Origin of the sequence: Cellulosilyticum ruminicola JCM 14822, assembly GCF_001311925.1 — a bacterium.
Lineage (GTDB): Bacteria > Bacillota > Clostridia > Lachnospirales > Cellulosilyticaceae > Cellulosilyticum > Cellulosilyticum ruminicola.
In genome coordinates this window covers 1-22732 of the sequence record NZ_BBCG01000039.1, presented here as the reverse complement: position 1 = coordinate 22732, position 22732 = coordinate 1, and the positions used below count along the sequence as shown (strand labels likewise).

Below are 22732 nucleotides of genomic sequence, written 5' to 3'. Positions count from 1 at the left end.
TATAATAATACATGGTGATGCTATGGGAAAAATAGATATAAGCATTGTAATTCCAAATTATAATGGAGAAAAATATTTGAAGCCATGTTTAGAAAGCATCTATGTACAAGATTATCGAGATTATGAAATAATAATTATAGATAATGATTCTACAGATAGTGATTATAAATGGCTTAAAGATTATGGAGAGATTAAATTTAAACGCCTAGATCAAAATTATGGTTTTAGCAGGGCTGTTAATGAAGGGATTAAAATGGCTCAAGGGAAATATGTATTACTGCTCAATAATGATACAGCATTATGCCAAGGTTTCTTAAGTGAGATGCATAAAGTTATGGAGAAGGATAAAAAGATATTTAGCATAAGTAGTAAAATGATTCAGTACTATAATAGAAAGCTGATTGATGATGCAGGAGATGCATATACTATATTAGGCTGGGCATATAAGAGGGGAGATGGAAAATCAGTTAATCAATATATTAAACAAGAAAGAATCTTTAGTTCATGTGCTGGAGCAGCATTGTATCGTAAGGCTGTTTTTGAAGTAATAGGTTATTTTGATGAAATGTTTTTTGCCTATATGGAAGATGTAGATGTAAGTTATCGAGGGAATATATATGGATATAAAAATATATATTTACCAACGGCTAAAGTATATCATATAGGAAGTGCTACGAGTGGCAGTAGATATAATAGTTTTAAAGTAAAGCTAGCAGCGAGGAATAATATATATGTACCTTATAAAAATATGCCATTATTCCAGCTTATTATAAATGGTCCTTTTTTAGTGATTGGATATTTGATAAAGTTCTTATGGTTTAAGCAAAAAGGCTTTGGACAAGATTATATTAAAGGAATAAACGAAGCCTTCAAAGGGTTAAAGGATATAAAACGTACACCTTTTAAATTTAAGCACTTGAACCATTATATTTATATTGAATGGTTACTCATTAAAAATACATTTGATTATGCTATAGATAAAATGATACATAAAATGCTTAAAATAGATTATACAAAAGAGGAGAAAATAAATGGGTAAATTTAATTTTATAGAAACATCAATTAAAGATTTATATATCATAGAACCTACAGTGTTTGGTGATCACAGAGGATACTTTATGGAGAGTTATTCAAAACGTGATTTTGAAGAAGCTGGACTTACAATGAACTTTGTTCAAGATAACGAAAGTAAATCTAAAAAAGGTGTACTTAGAGGACTTCATTTTCAAACTAAACATACACAAGGCAAACTTGTACGTGTAGTTGAAGGAGAAGTTTATGATGTAGCCGTTGACTTAAGAGAAGGATCACCTACTTTTGGTAAATGGGAAGGTGTGCTTTTAACAGCTGAGAATAAAAAACAATTTTATGTACCAGAAGGCTTTGCACATGGGTTCTTAGTGTTATCAGAAACAGCAACATTCCAATATAAATGTACAGATTATTATGCACCAGAATATGATGGTGGTGTATTATGGAATGATCCAGATATTAATATTATTTGGCCACTTGAAGATATAGAGGAAGTATTGCTTTCAGATAAAGATAAGGTTCAACAAACATTAAAACAATTTATGAGCAAAGAGAATCCTTTTAAGTATAAATAAAGGAAATAAGGAAAATAAAGAGTGTTGCAAAGTGTAATAGAAGTATTATACACTATTAAGTGGAATGAATGGGTGAAAAATCAGAAAAGAGAAGGAAGTTGAGGGAGATATTATGAGCAGAATTAAAAAAGCAATAATACCAGCAGCAGGATTAGGAACCAGATTTTTGCCAGCAACTAAGGCGCAGCCTAAAGAGATGTTGCCAATTGTAGATAAGCCTACTATTCAGTATATTGTAGAAGAAGCAGTAGCTTCTGGAATTGAAGATATTATTATTGTTACAGGTCGTACTAAAAAATCAATTGAGGATCATTTTGACAAATCTGTAGAATTAGAAATGGAACTTGAAAAACACGGTAAAGATGACCTGCTTGAAATAGCACGTTCTGTGTCAGATATAGCAAACCTTTATTATATTCGTCAAAAAGAACCAAAAGGATTAGGCCATGCCATACTTACAGCAAGGACTTTTATTGGGGATGAGCCATTTGCTGTACTTTTAGGGGATGATGTGATTACATCTGAAAAACCAGCACTTCAACAAATGATAGAGAAGTACGAAGAATACGGTAGTAGTATTTTAGGAGTACAGACTGTGGCCTATTCTGAAGTAAGCAAATATGGTATTGTAGATGGCCATCAAATAGGTGAACGTATGTTTACTGTAAATGACATGGTTGAAAAGCCAAAAGCAGAAGAAGCACCATCTAATGTGGCTGTACTTGGACGTTATATCATTAATCCAACAATCTTTAAGCATCTTGAAAAACAAGAAATAGGTGCAGGTGGAGAGATTCAACTTACAGATGCTCTTTGTAAATTGGCTAAAGAAGAACCAATGTATGCTTATGATTTCGTTGGTAAACGTTATGATGTAGGAAATAAAATGGGCTTCTTACAAGCAACAGTAGAATTTGCTTTAGTCCGTGAAGACTTAAAGGATGAATTTAAACAATATCTTTTAGACATTACAAAGACATTTTAATTTAAGAGGAATACGAGTAGTATTCCTCTTTTTGTATTTGGGTGAAATTTTCAACCAATTTAAATGGAAGAAGAAACTTGATAATGCTATAATATTCAGTGGGAGAAATATTACTTATAAAGCTTAAATGAGTAACTTTAAAATAGGAAAGGAGAAGCTACTCATGAGAAAATGAGTAGTAGATATATTATGGGAATTTTAGTAACAGGTGGTACAGGATATATAGGAAGTCACACCGTTGTTGAACTTTTAGAAATAGGTGAAGAGGTTATTATTGTTGATAACCTTTGCAACTCTAGTATTGATGTATTAGATAAGATTGAAATGATTACAGGTAAGAGACCTGTTTTTTATGAAATTGATCTATTAGATAAAGAAAAACTTGAATTTGTATTCAAAGAACATCAAATTGAATCAGTTATTCATTTCGCAGGTCTTAAAGCAGTGGGAGAATCTGTGAAAATACCGCTTACATATTATGAAAACAACATTACAGGAACACTTAACTTATGTAAGATAATGGAAAAATATGAATGTAGAAACTTAGTATTTTCATCATCAGCCACAGTTTATGGCATGAATAATACAGCACCATTTAGAGAAGATATGCCACTTTCTACAACAAATCCATATGGTACAACTAAGTTAATGATTGAAAATATTTTACGTGATTTATATGTGGCAAATCATGATTGGCATATTGTGCTTTTAAGATACTTTAATCCAATAGGTGCCCATGAGAGCGGATTACTTGGTGAAAATCCAAAAGGAATTCCAAACAATTTATTACCATATGTTATGCAAGTAGCTATAGGAAAACTTGAATGCTTAAGCATATATGGTGATGATTATGATACAAAAGATGGTACAGGTGTACGTGATTATATTCATGTTGTAGATTTAGCTAAAGGACACATTTCAGCTGTAGAATACGCTAGAAAACATGAGGGTGCAGAAGCAATTAATTTAGGAACAGGTAATGGTTATAGTGTACTTGAAGTCGTTAAAGCATTTGAAGAAGCAAGTCATAAACATGTTAACTACCGCATTGCACCAAGACGTGATGGTGATATTGCGATTTGCTATGCAGACGCAAGTAAAGCAAAAAAATTATTAAATTGGGAAGCTCAAAAAACAATCGATGAAATGTGTATGGATAGCTACAGATTCATTGAAAAGTTAGCAAATGCATAGGTGAAAAATAGAAAGGGTTCATTTTAAGTTTTTCATTTTTACTTGAAGGTTGAAGTTTTTTTGATATAATAATCATTATTATAAGACTAAATAGAGATGGAGAAGGTAGGATGAAGTTATCCATTATTATAGTGAATTATAATACTTATGAACTCACTAAACAAACAATAGAAGCTGTTATTAGTCAAGAAGTTAGTTTCAAATATGAGATTATCCTAGTAGATAACGCTTCGATAGATGGAAGTATCCAAAAGCTTCAAGAAGACTTTGAAGAGATTATTACACAAGAGAAGTTAAGGGTGTTTAGAAATGGTGAAAATTTAGGTTTTGCCAAAGCTAATAATCAGGGTATGAAAGCAGCTAAAGGACTTTATATATTATTACTTAATTCAGATACAGTAGTAGGGCCAGATTGCCTTGAAAAATGTATGTTAAAGATTGAGAGTGATAATAAAATAGGTGCATTAGGCTGCAAAGTTATTTTAACAGATGGTCAATTAGATCATGCATGTAAAAGAGGTTACCCTACACCTATGGCTTCTCTTTATTATTTCTTAGGGCTAGATAAAAAGAATCCAATTAAATACGGGCAATATGATGCGCTTCATTTAGGAGAAGATGAAGTGGGTGAAGTAGATGCTTTAATGGGGGCGTTTATGCTTATGCCAAGAGAAGTACTTGATAAAGTTGGATTACTGGATGAAGACTTCTTTATGTATGGCGAAGATATTGACTTATGTTTTAGAATAAAAGAAGCAGGATACCGTATTTTATATTATCCAGAGACATATATTACACATTATAAAGGTGGTAGTTCGAAAAAGAGAAAAACTAAAGTCATTTACGACTTTCATAATGCGATGTGGATATTTTATAAGAAACATTATTATCAAAAGTACAATATGTCAGTAACAAGTATTGTTTATTTAGGTATTTGGGTAAAATACGGTATAGAAATATGTAAGAATTTTTTCAGGGGAATATTTCACTAAAGATTTATAAATAGACAGCTAGAATTAAGACAAATACAAGTGGAGAGTTAGGAATATGAATAAAGAAGCGATACTACTTTACAATCCAAAAGCAGGACATAGAACAATCAAATTTCAAATAGATGGAATAGCACAGCAATTACAAGAATTAGGATATAGCTTAAGATTGTATAGAAGTGCACGTCCAAGTGATATTAAGGAATATATTATTGACTATATAACAGAAGATAATACAGATCTTATATTAATTGCTGGAGGAGATGGTACAATTAATGATTGCATCACAGGAATGGGCATAAAGAATGTAGATATTCCTATATTAATTTTACCAGTAGGTACTGCCAATGATTTTGCTAACTCAGCAGGTATTCCAATTAAAATTGAAGAAACGCTTAACCTTATTAAAGAGGGCGAATTACAATATGTAGATATTGGTAAGGTGAATGAAAAATACTTTGTAAATGTATGTAATATGGGCCTTTTCAGTGGTGTATCTCATACTGTTGATTTAGAAATGAAAAAACGTTTTGGGAGATTAGCATATTACTTTAAAGGCTTTGAAGAAGTGCAGAATTATCAAGCTATGGATATGACCATTACAACAGATAATGAAGTTTTAAAAGAAAAGTATATTCTAGTGCTCGTATTTAATGGAAAAGGTGCAGGCGGTATGCTGAAACTTGCTAAAGATGCAGATATTCAAGATGGTAAATTTAATATAGTATGTATTAAAAATGTAGATTTCTTTGAAGTGCCAGGGTTATTCCTTAAAGTCCTTCAAGGAGAGCACTTAGAAGATAGTAGAATAGATTACTTTAAATCTTCAAGAGCTAAAATAGAATGTCATAATCAAGATGCAGAAGGCACACACTTCATAACAGATATAGATGGCGAAGAAGGTCCAGACTTCCCATTAGAGATTCAAGTGCTTGTAAATAGATTTAGAGTCTGGCTTCCAAAAAGTGAATAGTGAAGGAAAAATAAGGGAGTGTTTTAACTAAAAGTTGAAACACTCTTTTTTATTGGTCAAAGTACACAAAAGTTGTTAAAGTTAGCATAAAGTGAGGTTAATGTACAAAATATTTCAAAAAAACTACTTGATTTTGGAAATAATATCCTGTATAACATGGTTATAGCTTTTAGTTGTGGCAAAAAAGGAAAACAAAACACGAGAAGGTGGGATAGTATGATATGGGAGATGTTGTATTGCGTATTGTTTTTTATCATGCCTATAATAGGGATGTTTGTAGCTATTAGTATTAGAAATTTAAAATGTAAAAATGTAGCTCAAATAGATGAATCAGAAGTAGCTAGTGTAATTGAAGAAAAAGTAATAAATGATATAATCTATGAAAATATTGCTGTTATTATGAGAAAGCTTATTCAAAGAAGTAATAACTACTATGGAAAGATGCGGCCGCGGAAAGAAGTTATCCAAGGGATAGTAATAGATTTGGAAGACTATCGTAAGAGGAAAAGAAAGCAGAAAGGTGGAGCATATGCTAGGGCAGGGCCTTATAATACAAGTTAGAACCTAGTAATAGGTATTAATATAGATTGACGATTAATTACTGATACTTACTAAAAGGTACATATAAAAGCGTTGATTTAAAAGTAAAAGAGTATATGGTAAGTTGTAATAAGGCTCAGTGCTGATGGCTAGGGAAGTGGTAAGCATATAAATTGTGAGAGGCATATAATTGAAATATGCAAAAGGATGCGAGGCTAATCTTTAGCTAAGAGAGAGTATGAAAATAAATGGGTAAAGTAAGGTATTGGGGAAAATAGGGTATAAGGTATATTGAACATAAAGGTGTAGGTAGTAAATAGGAGAAATCCAAGGGCTATAATAATGAGCGTAAAGAGGAACAAAAAACTAGTGGTATGGTGATTTATAGATATAAGAGGTGATATTGAATTTATAAATAAGGTAGACACTATTTTATAAAAACAAATGACGGTGAAGACCGCCTGAGCGGGTGAAAATACGATTTATAAATTTAAAGGGGTTCTTATAATTGGCGGATATGGATTACTGTATAAAAGATTTTGTGAATCTAGAAAAGAACAACCCTAGTAGACCGTCTAGGGAAAGGGAAGATAATAAATAAATTTAAGCTTTAACTGTATTTAAGAAGGCGGAACTTAAATATGAGTTAAGGACTGAAGTGAGCGTGAAACATTATAAATGGAAAGGAGAATGAAGCATAAGAGTCGAAAATACATGTTTAAATTAGGTGCTATAAAAAATAGGGTATTTAAGGAGACGATACGAAACAATCATTTCGTATTGTCTCCTATTTTTATAGATAGATTTAATAAGGTCAAAACAAATATGATTCATGAATTGCTGAAAGAACAAGATATTTCCCAGAAAAAGTTTATATTTGTAAGTTGAAAAATTAATAAAAAAATTTCACAAGTTTTTAGGGAAAGTTATTTTAAGGTACATATGTAAGGGTGTAAGGAGGTGATAGAGATGGCAGTCACAACAGAACTTAAAGGTATTAAGGTAGTACTCGATTTAGAAAAAGGTTCTCAAACTGTAAGTAACTGTAATATAGCCGCATCAAATGAAAGTTTAAATGCATTAGGCAAAGCAGTTGCAGGTTTAATCGATTCTCCAGTAGAAGCTATCGTAAGAGTCGAAGAAACAATTCTTATCGAAGAATAAGCAAGTTAAGCTCATTTACAACAAATTAAAAAGGAGGTTATCAAAATGGCTGAAATTAAAAAAAGAAATCTAGTATTAACATTTAGCAATTTGGCTGGTGGAGAAGAAAAAATTACAATCAATTCACCTAAAGAAAATCTCACATCAGAGGCAATAGCTACTGCCATGGAGCTATTATTGATGCAAAAGCCATAGGTAAAGATCAATTAGTAACAAACAAAGTAAAAGCCGAATATGTCATCCAACAAGTAGAAGCCGTAGAAATTGAAGACTAAATAAAAATTCTCTATATATGGAACAAAACACCCAAAAGAAGCGTCGTATAATTACGACGCTTCTTTTACTATATACAAAAATCAGCCGAAATAAAGAATGAAAGGCTCTGGCGAGACAGATTACGGAGCCGTGTATATTGACCTCCCCACACACTCCTACCAACCTATTTCCTATATTGTATTTTCAATAGTTTTAGCATAAAATAAATAGAGAAATAAGATATGACTAGAATATTAGTAAAAGATTTGTACATAGATAAAAAGTAAGACTTATATATAAGAAAAGGAGATATGAAATGAGTAGAAAAATTATGAGCAAATGGCTTATGGTCCTAGGTCTTAGTGTTATATTTACAGTAAATGCTTTTGCAGCAATAATTTCAGATGTGTCAAGTTCACACTGGGCATATAGTTCAATCGTTGGAATTGAAAAGAAAGGTTACATGAGCGTTAATAGCTCAGGAAATTTCTTCCCAAATGCAACAATGAACTTCTTTGAAGTTGCTGATGTAATGGCAAAGGCTACAGGATATGTAGATGTAGAAGTAAATAAAAACATTGATGAGACATTTAAAAATCAAATTATTGATAACTATAATAAACAAAAAACTACTTTAGCAACATATGCTAAAAAGTATAGTGCATGGAATAAATTATATGATCAACAAGTTGCATATCTTTTAGGACGTGGCTATATTTCAACAGCTGATCTTGATAAGGTTGTAACAGCATCAGGTAAAGTAACAATGACTAAGCAAGACTTAGCAGTATTTATTGTAAGATATTTAGGTAAAGAAACAACAGCTAAGAATACATATAAAACAACTGGTTATGCTGATGAAGCTTCTATTAAAGAAGCGAATAGACCACATGTAGCCTATCTTAAAACTTTAGGACTTGTTAGTGGAAGTGGTAATTTTAGTCCTGATACAAAAGTAACAAGAGCTTTATGTGCTAAAATGTTTAATGATGCTATTAACTATAAAGTTAAGTTAAATAGTCAAACAAATACAGGTGGTACAACAACTACAAATAATACAAATACAGGTGGTACAAATAACACAATAAATGCAGCAAGTGAACAAGTAACAATTAAAAAAGTACTTTCTAAAAATGCAAATGAATATTATGTATCATTAACAAGAGGTAATAATACATCCTACTATACAATTAAAAACACAGTAAAAGTATTAAATGCTGAAGGTAAACAAATCAGTGTTTTAGATATCCAGGCTGAAACAAAAGCCAATGTAACAATTGCTTTAGAAAATGGTACAGAATACATTACTAGTATGAATTTAGTAAATACTAATACAGCAAACAATAATACAACAAACGTGATAACTGATCCAAATACAAATACATCAAACACAGCAACAAATATTCAAACTGTATCAGGAACACTTCTTGAACAAGTAAGTAACGGTATTATGCGTATTGTACTTACAGATGGTACAATCAAGGCATATGTGTTAGATATTAATAATATAACATTTTTAAATGGTGTAATAGCATCAGCTGATGACATTGCAGTAGGCGATAAAGTTACAGTTACACTTCAAGATAATGCGATTCTTAAAGTACACGCTACAAGCAGTAATACTGGAGCTACTACTAATAATAGCAATGTAAATAATTCTTCTATAGTATTTGTTAATGATGGTGAAGTAACTAAAAAAACATTCACAACAAAAGGATATATCTTTACTGTTAAAAATGGTGCAAATGAAATGGATATAACAGTACCTACATCAGCTAAGGTAACAAGAAATACTAGAAGTAGTGAAGTGGCAGAAATCAGAGTAGGTGATACAATTGCTGTAACTAAAGATGCAGGCATTGTAACAGAAGTAAAAGCTACAGGTACTAGAAAAAAAGTAGAAGGTACTTTAAACTCAATGACATTAGCTGCAACTTCAACAATTACAGTTAAAACAGCAGCTGGACTTGAAACATATGTAATAGCTGGAGATGCAGAATTCTATAATCAAAAATCTAGAAAATATATTATACTTAGAGATCTTCACTTAGGTCAAAGTTTAGATATAGTATTAGACAGCAAAGAAGCTATTTCTATTGATGTAGAATCAAGTACAAGTTCAGCAAATTATAAAGCTAAAATTGTTGAAGTAGGTCAAAGCTATAGCTATATTGATGTTATTATAGATTACGATCCAATTTCAGGTGAAAGTCAAGTACCAAAACGCATATATACACCAGTAAACTTACAAATTACATTAGATGGCAAAACACAAAGCAGAAGTGTACTAGAAGATGGAATGGAGCTAGTGATAACATATGAATATTTAGATGATACAGCACCACAAAAAATCCGAATCTTGAAATAAGAGTTTTAGAAATTAAAATAGGCAACATAGGGGTGACATTAAGAGTGTATGTCACCCTTATGTCATTGTGCAGGAAAGGAATAGAAAAATGCTAGGCAGAGGGCGAAGAGGCGAAAAAGTTATTAAAATATCAGACCGAAGAAGAAAAGGTCATAGCGTTAGAGTAGATAATCACATGATTCGTATAGCTGTAGTAATTGGTATAGGCATAGGCATTTTATTAACATTCATGCCAAATGCATATCAAATTAGTATTGATGGAACAGTAGTAGGCGCAATTAAAGATAAAAAAGTCATAGAACATGCTAAAGAAACTGTAAAGGCACAGTTGAAGAGTGAATATGGTTCAAATATACAGTTTGAAGATGAGCTTGTTTTAAAAAGATATAAAGCTAATAAAAAAGATTATATTCAACCAGAATATTTAGTAACTTATATGCGTAAATCTATGGGTATTCTTATTGAATTCAAAGAAATTCTTGTAGATGGCAAATCTGTAGGAATCGTTGCAACAGATGAAGATGTAGAATCGCTTAAAGAAGCACTAAAAGAAAGATATTATGCTGGCAGAGACGTAGATGTTGAATTTGGAAAAGACGTTAAGATTGTTAATAAGTTTGCTAAAGAAAGTGAACTAACTAGCATTAATCGTTTAGTAGAAATTTGTAGTGCAACTACACCAAAATCTGTGATTTATACTGTTAAAGGTGGGGATACATTATACGGTATCGCCCTATCTCTGGGGATAACAGTAGATAATTTAAAAAGTGCAAATCCCGAATTAAATGATCGCACAGTATTAAGCATTGGTGATAAACTTAAAGCTAATATTTATGAACCACTTCTACCATTAAGAATAGTAGAACCAAAAGGGCAAGTTAACCCAGAGCAGTCAGATAATGCTGCGGTGCAGACAACTAAGCAAGAAGAAACTACGGTAAATAGTCCAGAAAATTAGTGGATTACCATATAGCAACAAATATAAAGAAAAAGTTATACACAATAGGGGGTTTCAAATGCAAAAAGTAGCAGTAATTGAAGATGAAAAAACAATTTCGGATATCATTAAATATAATCTTGAGAAAGAAGGTTATGAAGTTCATACAGCTTATGATGGAGAAGAAGGTTTAGAGCTTATCAACAAAGTATCTCCAGATCTTATTATGTTAGATATTATGATGCCTAAGTTAGATGGACTTGAAGTATGTAAAACTGTAAGACAAACAAGAAATACGCCAATTATCATGCTTACAGCTAGAGCTGATGAAATCGATAAAGTATTAGGACTCGAATTAGGTGCAGATGATTACATTACAAAACCATTTGGTATGCGTGAACTTATTGCGAGAGTGAAAGCAAACTTACGTAGAGTAACTAAACCAGCTGTAGAAGAAGTAAATACCAATATATTAGTAGAAGATAATTTAGTAATGGATCTTTCAAAATATGAAGTTTCTAAAAAAGGAAAAGTAATTGATTTAACACTTAGAGAATTTGAGCTTCTTAAATTCTTATGGTTTGAAAAAGGAAAGGTATTCTCTAGAGAAACACTCCTCAAGAAGTTTGGGGATATGAATATTATGGAGATGTAAGAACAGTAGATGTAACAATTAGAAGACTTAGAGAGAAAATAGAAGATGATGCTTCTAAAGCAGGTTTTGTATTAACTAAGAGAGGTGTGGGCTACTATTTTAAAGGATAAGGAAATGAAACTCAGTATACAAATGAAAATTGTCATGATTTATTTATGTACAATTATCATTATTATGTTAATAAGTGGTACCTTTATTGTTTATTCCACAGAAGAAAGAGATTATAAATCAATTCAAAGCGAAATGGAACAGCTCACAGAATCTATCGCTACGAGATATGAGTGGGATTTAAAAGAAGAAGATACAGATGAAATATTAAAAGAGTACTTAAACTTAACCAACGGAAAAAGCAAAATTTATAGGCTAGACAATACAGGAAGAGTAGATTGGGGAACAAGTAATGCCATTTCAGAAGGGACAACCGTTGCACAAGAAGTTGTTATTCGTGCAATTAATACCAAGGAATTTGCTATGGCACCTATTAATCACTTTGGTAGTATGTTAAATGGGAGAAGAGAAACAGATTGTGCAAGGCCTATTTTAAATGAAAAAACAGGCAGTATTATTGCAATTATATATGTTGTTACTGATATTAAAAGTGTTTATGAAAACATGGAACGTATCATGGGAACTATTGCAACAAGTTTAGTTGCCTCTATGTTTATAATGATTGTCTTTGGGATTTTCTTCTCTAGGATGATTACAATGCCTATTAAGACACTTACAATGAGTGCGAAAAAGCTAGCAAAAGGAAATTCTATTAAGCGTATATCAGTAGAGGCGAATGATGAGATTGGTGAACTGACACAAAGCTTCAATTACATGGCGATGCAGCTTGGAAATACTATGGAAGCAATCACCAGTGAAAAAAATAAGTTAGAAAAAATATTTGAACATATGGCTGATGGTGTCATGGCCTTTAATAGACAAGGTGAACTAATTCACGTAAACTCTGTATGTTATGACATGATAGGCGTACTCAATATGGGATATCGCTTTGAACCTATTTTTGAGAATATCGATGCTCAGATAGACTTTGAAAAAATATTACTTGGCCAGTCAGATGATACCCTTGAAAAAATGGTAATTGTGAATGATAAATATTTAAATATGCATTTTGATGTGTATTTAAATGCGAAGCAAGAACCAGATGGATTAGTAGTTGTTATTCAAGATGTAACAAAACAGCAAAAATTAGATGAAATGCGTAAAGAATTTGTAGCAAACGTATCTCATGAATTACGTACACCACTTACTACAGTTAAAAGTTATACAGAAACTTTAATGGATGGTGCTATTGAAGATAAAGATATGGCGATGCATTTCTTGAATGTTATGGATAAAGAAGCAGATCGAATGACTGCATTAGTTCATGATTTACTAGAACTTTCACGTATTGATAATAGACAGATTCAACTTAACTTCAGTGAAATAGATATGAAAGCTATGATGGATGAAGTATTAGAAGCTCAAAGCATACATATTGAAAAGAATGGGCATAGATTAATATATAGTGTAGATACATCTGAAGACTTCTCTATATATGGTGATAGCACAAGAATTAAGCAAGTGCTTCATAATATCATGTCTAATGCCATAAAATATAGTATAGACCCAGGAACGTTAACTGTTTCATTAAAGAAAGAAGCAGAAAAAATTATATTTCAAATAGCTGATACAGGTATAGGTATACCGAAAGAAGACCTCAAACGTATATTTGAACGTTTTTATCGTGTAGATAAGGCGCGTTCTAGAAAGCTTGGAGGAACAGGACTTGGACTCTCTATTGCTAAGGAATTAGTCGAATTACATGGCGGAAATATTCGAATTGAGAGTGAATTTGGCGAAGGAACGACAGTTACGATTAGTTTTCCAAAGTATAGAATGTAAATCAAAAGTTAATACGATGTAACGCAATTGTAATATATATTTTATATAATGTAATTGTAATATAGTATCTATATAAAATTTGTTAGAAGGGGGGATTCGTAAATATGAAAAGTATTAAAAGAGCTACATTGTTACTGTTACTTGGACTCATTAGTGTGTTTGGAACAACAATTTATGCTTCAGAAGGATCTAATGTGGTTGTAAAGTCAGAACAAAAAGATGGTAGGACTATTGAGTATTTGGCTAGTGAAGATGGGTATATCTCTCGAATCACCCAACCTAATAAAATTAATACAACTACTTTTGAAAGTAAAATTAATTTAATGGGTGAAGCCTCATCTCAAAAGACAAAAATCAAAGTAGAGATTTATAATACAAAAACAGTTGTTAAATCTGATAAAACGGAAATAGTATTTAAGTCAGAACCGACTAATACTTATAAATTAGGTGAAGTAGGAACAACTTGTACATTTAGCCAGTTGCTTGATTTAGCAGTAGGTGAAAATAAAGTAGTAGTTAAATATGTCAATGTTGCAGGAAAAGTAGATGATGAGATGACATTTTATATTACACGTGAGTCAGAACAAAACAAACAACAACTAAAAAATTACGTTGTTTTTAATAGCATAAAAATATCTTAATAAATAAGGTGAAACAATGAGAAATACCATACTTAAAATTATTATCTTAGGAACACTCATTGTAGGATGCATATGGCAAACAACGATTTTATGGCTTGGCGATCTGTCAAGCCATAATTTTTACAACAAAGTGCCAATATGCATCATATAATAGTAGAACCTAAGGCAATATGGGTGAATAAAGGAACATTAGCTTATAATATACAAGAAGTCGTACAGAATGAATATGAGACAAGGTTAACAGACGAATTAGTAGGACAACTTGAAAGACAAAAAGTTAAGCTAGAAATGGAAAATAAGTTAAGTTTTGATGATGTATTTAGTAAACAAGGCATCATTTATGAATATGGGACATATCTTACTTTGGATGAAATCATGGGAATGGAGGTTATGAAAGAGGCTAATAACATAGAAGTTAATAATATTTTAGTGGATTTTAGTGACTCGAATGAACATAAAACATATCTTTATCTCATAGGGAGAGAAGAAAGACCGATTTATAAAGTGACGATACCTAGCAGACTAGAAACGCATTCTAGAATTTTACAAAATGTAAATTTAGACAATAACAATATTAAATACCAACCAAGTGTAACATGGATTAAGAAGGAATATATTAGAGGTAATATATTCTTGCCGATTATTAGTGAAAGTGAACCGATGATTTATGACCTTATTGCAATTACAAATAATGTTAAACAAGATACAGTAGAAGAAACTAAGAATAAACTTTTCAATTATGTGAATGGATTCTTTACTAATCCGCTTGTAAAGGAAGTAGAAGATGCTGAAGATGGAAGCATTATTTATCGTGAAGGACAAAAAACAAGTGTAAGATATAGTCCAGCGGGAGTTCTTGAATTTAGTATTACAAGTGCTACAGAAGCTGATCATTTGTCAAAATTAGAAAAGATGATAGCAGTTCATACATTTATAGATGAATGTAAGGGGATTCCCAAGTCAATTAAACAAGGCCTGTATTTAAGCAATATTATTGAAGATAAGAGTAAAGGTGAAACAATCTATCAATTCGATTATCAATATGATGGTATTCAGGTATTTTTAACAAATCAATTTAAAGAGGCACTTAATATTAATGCCATGTTAGAGCTTGTAGTTAAAAATAATCAAATCGTTAAGGGAAAATGGCCCTTATTAGATATAGAGTTAGATAGTGAACATTCCCAACAAAAAGGTGAACTTACTAGAGACTTTAAGAGTGTTATTGATGAATTATATAATGGAAAAACTATAGAGGAATTAACCTGTACATACATTATTGAAAGTATTGATAAACCTATTATGTTTAATTGGATTATTAAATATGATGAGTTAGAATCAGAATTAGAAAACAAGAATATAAATGATAAAATGACGGATAAAAATAGTAGTACGCCTAGTGGTATAGAGACCAAAAATGTGATACATAATTTAGCTAGAGAATAGGGGTGAGGTAATGAATGGAAAAAGAATATTGAATGAACTCATTAGTATTTTTCTATTTTTAAATATAGCCCTTTTGACATTTAATGTAGTAAAGACAGTAGATAGCTATAGAATAAGTACAACACGCATTAATAACGTAACATATGCATTAGAACAAAAAGGGATTTATTTAAAAACTCAAATACCAAGGAATTTTACACCTAAATCACAGGCTAATTTAAGTGATTTAATAGGAAGTAATATGACTGCAGAAAGGTATAATATAGTAAGTGCATTATTTGGAGAAAATAGTGGAAAAGTAATCGTAACTAAGGACAGTAATGCACCTAAATCACTTATCCATCGATATGGTGGAGAAGTATTAACTTTTAATAAGAATAATATAATATACACGAACACTAATAGTACTAGTGAGAATGATAAAATCATAAGTTTACAAAGTTCTAAAAAAACATGTAAGGACTTTATAAAAACGCATAGATTATGATAAAGAGTTTAATAACGCATACATACAATATAGTAATAATGAGAATAATTTAGAAATAACCTTTTTTAGGAGGTATAAGGGGATTCCTGTATTCGAAGAATATATTACATTTGAGATTGTGGGAGGAAGAATTCAAAAAGCAACTATGCAATTTGGTAAAATAAGTCAATTAGAAGGCGATGAGACTAAAAGAACTATTTATCCCATAGATCTTGTTTTATTTGGGATTGATAATGAGTTAGAATTAGAAAAACCTCTGTATATTACTGATATTGTGTTAGGTTATAAAGCTGTTGGAGAGAGCAGTGCTATGCTTTTGGGAACACAAATTATACCAACGTATAAAATAGAAATAAGCGGTTTAAAGAATCCCATATATGTGAATGCTTATACTAATAAACGAATAGAATAATATTAGTAGAATAAGCTTTTTATTTAAGATGTTTAATGTTATAATACAATGTGGTATAGAGCGTAATGTTTTGTTTAAATAATGATTAAGAGGTGTTCAGGTTGAGCGAGTTGTATATAAATGGTGGTAAACGCCTAGTTGGAGAAGTAACTATTAATGGAGCTAAAAATGCAGCAGTTGCTATTTTACCAGCAGCTCTTTTAGTAGATGGAGTAAGTGTAATTGAAAACTTACCATATATAGATGATGTACAAAAATTAAAGAGAGCCATGGAGGACTTAGGTGCTGTAGCTACTTTAGAGGATAAACATACTCTTACAGTAGATGGTTCGACTTTATTTACACATAAAGCAGTAAATGAATATGTAGGACATATTAGAGCGTCATATTACTTAATTGGTGCTTTATTAGGTCGTTTTAAAGAGGCAGAAGTAGCAATGCCTGGTGGATGTGATTTTGGTGGCAGACCAATCGATCAACACATCAAAGGTTTTGAAGCACTTGGTGCGACAGTTACTGTTGAAGATGGTGTAATCAAGGCACATGCTGAAAAATTAGTAGGTACAGATATTTACTTAGATGTAGTAAGTGTTGGCGCTACAATTAACGTAATGCTTGCAGCAACATTAGCTGAAGGAACAACAACTATTGAAAATGCTGCAAAAGAGCCACACGTAGTTGATGTAGCAAACTTTTTAAATATGATGGGTGCTAATATCAAAGGTGCAGGTACAGATGTCATCCGTATTAAAGGTGTTGAACGTTTAAATGGTGGCAGATATTCTACAATTCCAGACCAAATCGAAGCTGGTACTTATATGATGGCAGCAGCGATTACAGGTGGAGATGTATATGTACGTAATATCATTCCTGAACATATGTATTCTGTAAGTTTAAAAATGATGGAGATGGGTATCACTATCGAAGAAGGTGATGACTATATTCATGTAGTTGCACCACAAAAGTTAAAAGCAACAAATATAAAAACATTACCTCATCCAGGGTTCCCTACAGACTTACAGCCTCAAATGGCGACACTTTTAAGTATTGCGGAAGGAACTAGTACAATTATTGAAGGTGTATGGGATAATAGATTCCAATACATTGATGAACTTAAGAAGACAGGTGCAGACATTACAGTAGAGGGACGCACAGCTACTGTACAAGGCGTACCAGCACTTCATGGTACAAGTGTAAAAGCAACAGACTTACGTGCAGGCGCTGCTTTAGTTTTAGCAGGACTTAGAGCAACAGATGGCCCAATGATTATCAGTAATGTAAGATTTATCGATCGTGGTTACGAAGCTCTTGAAGAAAAGCTTACAACACTCGGAGCAGATATTATTCGTAAAAACTAATTTAAACAGATAAGCTTTATTTCTTATAATAAAAAGCTACAAGCAATCAAGTCTTGTAGCTTTTTATATTATCTAATTTTCTGGTGGGGTGTTTCTAGATACCCATTGATTGTTGACTGCACTTTTTTGTGCTTTGTCATGGAAGTATTTTGTACCTTCAGTACTTTGATATGGGTTTTGTCCTATCCATTGATTATTTGTAGCAGTTTTCTTTGCCTTATCCATTGTAGTTCCTCCAATATATAAAAATTATAATTTTAGTTTCTCATGTTATAAGAAAAAGATACTGGTATAATCTACTAATTACTTAGTTTAAGTGATTTAATAATATTTTCAAGATTAGTAATGCAATTTTTATTGTTAGCAGCTAATATATCTGCCTTATTAGTTGCACGAACTATATCACTAGTTTTCTCTGCGATATCCATAATATGCCTAAGATAGATTCTGACATGGTTATATTGATACCTTAAATAGAATTGTTAATTTTATTTAGATTTGGAAAATATATAACAATTAATTATATCATGAAAAAAGTAAGTAGGTATAATAATGCCGTACTAAATTTAGAATCAAATTATGGATATGTAGTATCAGGAAGGAAATGAAAGGGGTGAAAGAAGATGCGCATTTTAGATGGTTTAGTAAAAATTTCAGTGAGGGAACTTGTAGAATTTGTTTTGAGGCAAGGAAGTATCAATGCTTCTGCTATTAGTAGTAGCAATCGTGCAGTTTTAGGAACATTAGCGCATAAGAAGATTCAAAAAAGTATGGAAGCAAATTATGAAGCGGAAGTAAGATTAGTACATGAATGTGAGATAGACAAAATAGTTTATGTTGTGGAAGGAAGAGCAGATGGAATTATTAAGGATTTGGTCAGTGTAACTATAGATGAAATTAAAACCACAACAACAAGTTTAGATCAAATAGACGAAAACTTTAATCACCTTCATTGGGCACAAGCAAAATGTTATGCCTATTTTTATGCACTGCAAAATAAGTTAGACAAGATGCAAGTTAGGCTTACTTATTATAATATTGATACGAAAGATATTAAGCATTTAAATCGTAATTTTTTCTTCTCGGAATTGGAAGTCTTTTTTAATGGGGTTATTCAAAAATATCATAAATGGATTAAGTTTTATATGGCATGGACTAAAGTGAGGGACAGGTCTTTAAAAGAGGTAGCATTTCCTTTTAAAATGTATCGTGCAGGGCAAAGGGCATTGGCTGTAAGCGTTTATAAGAGTATTCAAAATGAAGAAAGATTGTATGCTAGTGCACCAACAGGAATAGGAAAAACTATATCAACTTTATTTCCATCTCTTAAAGCAATTGGTGAAGGATATGGTAGTAAGATATTTTATCTGACTGCTAAGACTATTACAAGGACAGTTGCAGAGCAAGCTGCACAATTACTTTATATGAATGGCGCTAAGATTAAGGTTGTAACACTTACAGCCAAAGATAAAATTTGTTTTGTGGAGAAGACGCAGTGTAATCCAGAATATTGTCCTTATGCTAACGGACATTTTGATAGAATAGATGATGCTGTTTATGAGATTATTAATGAAAGTGATTTATGGAATAGAGCATTTATAGAAGAACTGGCTAAGAAATATCAGGTCTGTCCTTTTGAACTTTCTTTAGATTTATCTGTATGGGCAGACGTAGTGATTTGTGATTATAATTATATGTTTGATCCAACGGTAGGACTTAAGCGGTTTTTAGACCGTAGTGATTTTATTATATTGGTAGATGAAGCACATAATTTAGTAGATAGAGCAAGAGAAATGTATTCGGCAAGTTTATCTAAGAGTCAATGTTTACAGGTTAAGAAGACATTAGGTAAACAGTTTCCTGCTATAAGCAAAGAACTTAAGAAAATCAATGAATATATGTTAGATTTACGTAAAGATTACATTGAAGTAACAGGCAGTTATATTAGTAAGGAAGCACCGAAAAAACTATATACTATCCTGAAACATTTTATAGGTGCTGTAGATAAGAAATTACAACAAGGACAGGTGAATAACTTACCAAAGGAACTTGTAGATTTTTATTTTGAGGCATATCAATTTAATAAGATTTATGAGTTTTTTGATGAGCATTATATTACTTATGGTGAAATGGATGGTCATGAAGTAACTATTAAGATGTATTGTATAGATCCTTCAGCGGCTATTGAAACGGTAACTAAAGAGTCAAAAAGTGTGATATTCTTTTCTGCCACATTATTGCCTATGGATTATTATCAATATATGTTAGGTGGGAGTGAAGATAAGGCTATTGCATTACCATCACCTTTTGAACCGTCGCATGCTTTAAAAATGGTAGCTACTGATGTGGCTACAAGATATCGTGTCAGAAAGCAAAGTTATAGCAGGATTTGTGAATATATTGATGCTATGGCACAGACAAAAGTTGGACATTATATGGTGTTCTTTCCTTCTTATAAATATATGCTAGATGTTTATGAGGTCATGATGGGATATGAGGGAGATTATGATATTTATGTTCAAGATAATAATATGGACGAGGAAGCGAGAGAAGCTTTCTTAGAGCGTTTTGTACCAAATCCTCATCGAACCAGTATTAACTTCTGCGTCCTTGGAGGGATTTTTTCAGAGGGAATTGATTTAACAGAAGATCGATTAATAGGTGTCATGATAGTAGGAGTCGGCTTGCCACAAATAGGGCTTGAGAGGGATTTGATTAAAAATTATTTTGATGAGCTTGGGAAAGATGGTTATCATTATGCCTATAGCTATCCAGGGATGAATAAGGTTTTGCAAGCTGTTGGAAGGCTTATTCGTACGGAAAAAGATAGAGGTATTATATTACTGATGGATGACCGCTTTGTAAATCCTTTTTATCAAAGCTTATTTCCTCCAGAATTAAGCTTGAAATACCATATTCATAGAAAACAATTACCACAGATGATGAAGTTAATAGAAGATTTTTGGCATGAATAGATTTTTGATAAAAAAGAGAGAAGGTAAATAGCCTTCTCGAGATTGTTGAAATGTGAAAAAAGTATTGAATTTAAAGAGATTAAAGCGCAGAAACGCCTTCTTCTCCAGTACGAATCTTAATAACATTTTCGACAGGGTAAATAAAGATTTTGCCATCGCCTATGTTACCAGTATTAAGTATGCGTTTAGCTGTAGAAACAACTAAATCTACAGGCACTTCACATACACAGATTTCTACTTTAACTTTAGGAAGTAAATCTATGGTAAGTTCATTACCACGATAAATATCAGTTTTTCCCTTTTGATTTCCGCAACCAAGTACTTGATAAACAGTCATACCAGTAATACCGATTTCATTTAGAGCATCTTTAAGTTCATCAAATTTATCCTGCCTTGTAATGATGTCAATTTTAGTAATGGGTGTTGTCTCCATATTCGTTCCAGCCTTTCTGTAAGTGATGTAGAAATAATTATAATAAGATAAAATGAAAAAAGGTCTATATATACACTGCAAGTGTACATATAGACCTCATTGTCTCATTTGCTATATTATTTAACTATTTATAATATTATAATATATAATTTTTGAGTTATTTGTCAATACCCTTTTCAGTTTCACACCAATTAGGTGGATTAGATATATTACAAGTTTCTATAATTTGGGCATCTGCATTATCGGGGGTATAAGAAAATTCAAGATGTGTAAGAAGTGTATATGATGTAAATGTATCTGGATACTTATACTCAAATAATGCGGTCTCATTAGGGGCTAAATTGCCTAGTTCCAGAGTGAGTTGAATTTTATCATAAGATAGACTGCCTCGTTTGCGAATAATGGTTTGTTCAATAAAAGGAAAATCAGATGCATTAATATTAAGTGTAAGATTGTTGATAAATTGACTTGAAGTATTAGTAATGCGAATTTGACTCTTTTTAAAAGCGTGCTCATCTAATTCTAGAGGTACCTCTTGTATATTTAAGAAAGTATGCATAAATTCAGCCTCCTTATATATTAGTTATATGATAGGAAGTTGCAGAATAAGACTTTGTAAAATAAAAAAGGAGGTGAGGCACCTCCTATAAATTAACGTCTACTACAAGTTCTGCAAGGATTGTATTTTTCTTTATACTTTTCGTAATTACAGTTGCAAGTATTTGTGTTCACTTTATCATTGCACGTACAAGGAACATAGGAGTCAGTACAGTTACAAGAAGATGATGCACAAGAATCGATACCTCTGCCACAAGTTCTACAAGGATTATAGTTTTTACATTTAGGAGCATGATCACAATTGCAGTCACGAAGGAATCGAGTAGATTGTTTGCAAGATTCGCATGAATCTATACGTTGTTGTTTGCAAGGTTCACAAGAGTCTATACGTTGCTGTTTGCAAGGTTCACAAGAGTCTATACGTTGCTGTTTGCAAGGTTTGCATGAATAAGATTGTTCATATGAACTATAAGAATTAGAAGATACTTGTTTACAAGGTGCATAAGAACTGTAAGAATCATAAGATTTAGATGAAGAACTATAAGATCTAGAAGAATCACAAGAATTAGATGATACAGAAGAAGTTACGGAGTCTGTAGATTTACGTGCAGCTTTTTGTGAGATATATGGGTTTTTAGAACAGTGACATTTTCTTGTGTATTTTTTGGTGTATTGATCCAGTCTTTTAGGTGCCTTACATGATTTATGGCTATAGTTATCAGAAGATGAGGTGTAACGACTAGAATCGCATGAATCATTGTAACTACCTTTACTAGAAGATGAAGTATAACAACTAGAATCAGAAGATTCATCATAGCAACTTTCTTCGGAATAATTATCATCAGAGTAGCTACCAGAAGAATAG

At 31.8% G+C, this 22732-nt stretch carries 22 protein-coding genes and 1 pseudogene; 19 read left to right on the top strand and 4 right to left on the bottom strand.

Annotated elements, in window-relative coordinates; genetic code table 11:
- The first annotated feature begins 22 nt into the window (after window positions 1-22).
- The 18 genes and pseudogenes from JCM14822_RS12435 to JCM14822_RS12350 all read left to right on the top strand — a co-directional run bounded on the left by JCM14822_RS12435 (window position 23) and on the right by JCM14822_RS12350 (window position 17901).
- Window positions 23-1039, top strand: coding sequence for a glycosyltransferase family 2 protein (locus tag JCM14822_RS12435; protein WP_083461435.1), 1017 nt, complete (start codon window positions 23-25; stop codon window positions 1037-1039).
- The gene (gene rfbC / locus JCM14822_RS12430) at window positions 1032-1607 is read left to right on the top strand and encodes a dTDP-4-dehydrorhamnose 3,5-epimerase (RefSeq protein WP_054742706.1); all 576 of its coding nucleotides are present in this window, start codon (window positions 1032-1034) and stop codon (window positions 1605-1607) included. The genes JCM14822_RS12435 and rfbC overlap by 8 nt, the downstream gene beginning before the upstream one ends.
- Window positions 1608-1719: 112 nt before the next feature.
- Window positions 1720-2592, top strand: coding sequence for a UTP--glucose-1-phosphate uridylyltransferase GalU (gene galU / locus JCM14822_RS12425; protein ID WP_054742705.1), 873 nt, complete (start codon window positions 1720-1722; stop codon window positions 2590-2592).
- A 189-nt stretch (window positions 2593-2781) separates the two neighbouring features.
- Window positions 2782-3786: a UDP-glucose 4-epimerase GalE gene (gene galE / locus JCM14822_RS12420; protein WP_054742714.1), complete on the top strand. Its 1005-nt coding sequence runs from the start codon at window positions 2782-2784 to the stop codon at window positions 3784-3786.
- Window positions 3787-3896: 110 nt separating this feature from the next.
- Window positions 3897-4778 (top strand): glycosyltransferase family 2 protein, encoded by an 882-nt coding sequence (locus tag JCM14822_RS12415; protein WP_054742704.1) that lies wholly within the window; start codon window positions 3897-3899, stop codon window positions 4776-4778.
- 55 nt (window positions 4779-4833) lie between these two features.
- Window positions 4834-5748 (top strand): diacylglycerol/lipid kinase family protein, encoded by a 915-nt coding sequence (locus tag JCM14822_RS12410; protein ID WP_054742703.1) that lies wholly within the window; start codon window positions 4834-4836, stop codon window positions 5746-5748.
- A 216-nt stretch (window positions 5749-5964) separates the two neighbouring features.
- Window positions 5965-6309: a hypothetical protein gene (locus JCM14822_RS12405; protein ID WP_054742702.1), complete on the top strand. Its 345-nt coding sequence runs from the start codon at window positions 5965-5967 to the stop codon at window positions 6307-6309.
- A gap of 948 nt (window positions 6310-7257) precedes the next feature.
- Window positions 7258-7452, top strand: coding sequence for a DUF1659 domain-containing protein (locus JCM14822_RS12395; RefSeq protein WP_054742700.1), 195 nt, complete (start codon window positions 7258-7260; stop codon window positions 7450-7452).
- 45 nt (window positions 7453-7497) lie between these two features.
- Entirely contained in the window at window positions 7498-7647 is a 150-nt protein-coding gene (locus JCM14822_RS19415; RefSeq protein WP_083461434.1) for a DUF2922 domain-containing protein, read from the top strand.
- A 376-nt stretch (window positions 7648-8023) separates the two neighbouring features.
- Window positions 8024-10075, top strand: coding sequence for an S-layer homology domain-containing protein (locus JCM14822_RS12390; RefSeq protein WP_054742699.1), 2052 nt, complete (start codon window positions 8024-8026; stop codon window positions 10073-10075).
- 88 nt (window positions 10076-10163) lie between these two features.
- Window positions 10164-11033 carry a LysM peptidoglycan-binding domain-containing protein gene (locus tag JCM14822_RS12385; RefSeq protein ID WP_054742698.1) on the top strand — a complete coding sequence of 290 codons (870 nt, stop codon included), beginning with the start codon at window positions 10164-10166 and terminating at the stop codon, window positions 11031-11033.
- 58 nt (window positions 11034-11091) lie between these two features.
- A pseudogene (locus JCM14822_RS12380) lies at window positions 11092-11777 on the top strand (response regulator).
- A gap of 4 nt (window positions 11778-11781) precedes the next feature.
- Window positions 11782-13557, top strand: coding sequence for an ATP-binding protein (locus tag JCM14822_RS12375; protein WP_157047744.1), 1776 nt, complete (start codon window positions 11782-11784; stop codon window positions 13555-13557).
- A 104-nt stretch (window positions 13558-13661) separates the two neighbouring features.
- On the top strand, window positions 13662-14198 hold the full coding sequence (locus tag JCM14822_RS12370; RefSeq protein ID WP_054742696.1) for a hypothetical protein: 537 nt from the start codon (window positions 13662-13664) through the stop codon (window positions 14196-14198).
- Between the two features lie 138 nt (window positions 14199-14336).
- Window positions 14337-15644 (top strand): hypothetical protein, encoded by a 1308-nt coding sequence (locus JCM14822_RS12365; protein ID WP_054742695.1) that lies wholly within the window; start codon window positions 14337-14339, stop codon window positions 15642-15644.
- 10 nt (window positions 15645-15654) lie between these two features.
- Window positions 15655-16131: a hypothetical protein gene (locus JCM14822_RS12360; RefSeq protein ID WP_054742694.1), complete on the top strand. Its 477-nt coding sequence runs from the start codon at window positions 15655-15657 to the stop codon at window positions 16129-16131.
- Window positions 16132-16249: 118 nt separating this feature from the next.
- The gene (locus JCM14822_RS12355) at window positions 16250-16543 is read left to right on the top strand and encodes a hypothetical protein (protein WP_157047743.1); all 294 of its coding nucleotides are present in this window, start codon (window positions 16250-16252) and stop codon (window positions 16541-16543) included.
- Window positions 16544-16644: 101 nt separating this feature from the next.
- A complete protein-coding gene (locus JCM14822_RS12350) occupies window positions 16645-17901 on the top strand; it encodes a UDP-N-acetylglucosamine 1-carboxyvinyltransferase (protein WP_054742692.1) in 1257 nt (418 codons plus the stop codon).
- 72 nt (window positions 17902-17973) lie between these two features.
- On the opposite strand, the gene JCM14822_RS20345 is transcribed toward JCM14822_RS12350, so the two are convergent.
- Window positions 17974-18126: a hypothetical protein gene (locus JCM14822_RS20345; RefSeq protein WP_157047742.1), complete on the bottom strand. Its 153-nt coding sequence runs from the start codon at window positions 18124-18126 to the stop codon at window positions 17974-17976.
- A 398-nt stretch (window positions 18127-18524) separates the two neighbouring features.
- Here JCM14822_RS20345 and JCM14822_RS12345 point away from each other — a divergent pair, with 398 nt between their 5' ends.
- A complete protein-coding gene (locus JCM14822_RS12345; RefSeq protein ID WP_054742691.1) occupies window positions 18525-20876 on the top strand; it encodes an ATP-dependent DNA helicase in 2352 nt (783 codons plus the stop codon).
- Between the two features lie 79 nt (window positions 20877-20955).
- Here the strand turns inward: JCM14822_RS12345 and JCM14822_RS12340 are convergent, their stop codons facing one another.
- The 3 genes from JCM14822_RS12340 to JCM14822_RS20980 form a co-directional block, all read right to left on the bottom strand.
- Entirely contained in the window at window positions 20956-21309 is a 354-nt protein-coding gene (locus tag JCM14822_RS12340; protein ID WP_054742690.1) for a P-II family nitrogen regulator, read from the bottom strand.
- 157 nt (window positions 21310-21466) lie between these two features.
- Window positions 21467-21868, bottom strand: a complete 402-nt coding sequence (locus JCM14822_RS12335) for a hypothetical protein (RefSeq protein WP_054742689.1) — start codon at window positions 21866-21868, stop codon at window positions 21467-21469.
- Window positions 21869-21960: 92 nt separating this feature from the next.
- Window positions 21961-22732: hypothetical protein (locus JCM14822_RS20980; protein WP_207643266.1), on the bottom strand; the 772-nt coding region annotated here is incomplete at its 5' end.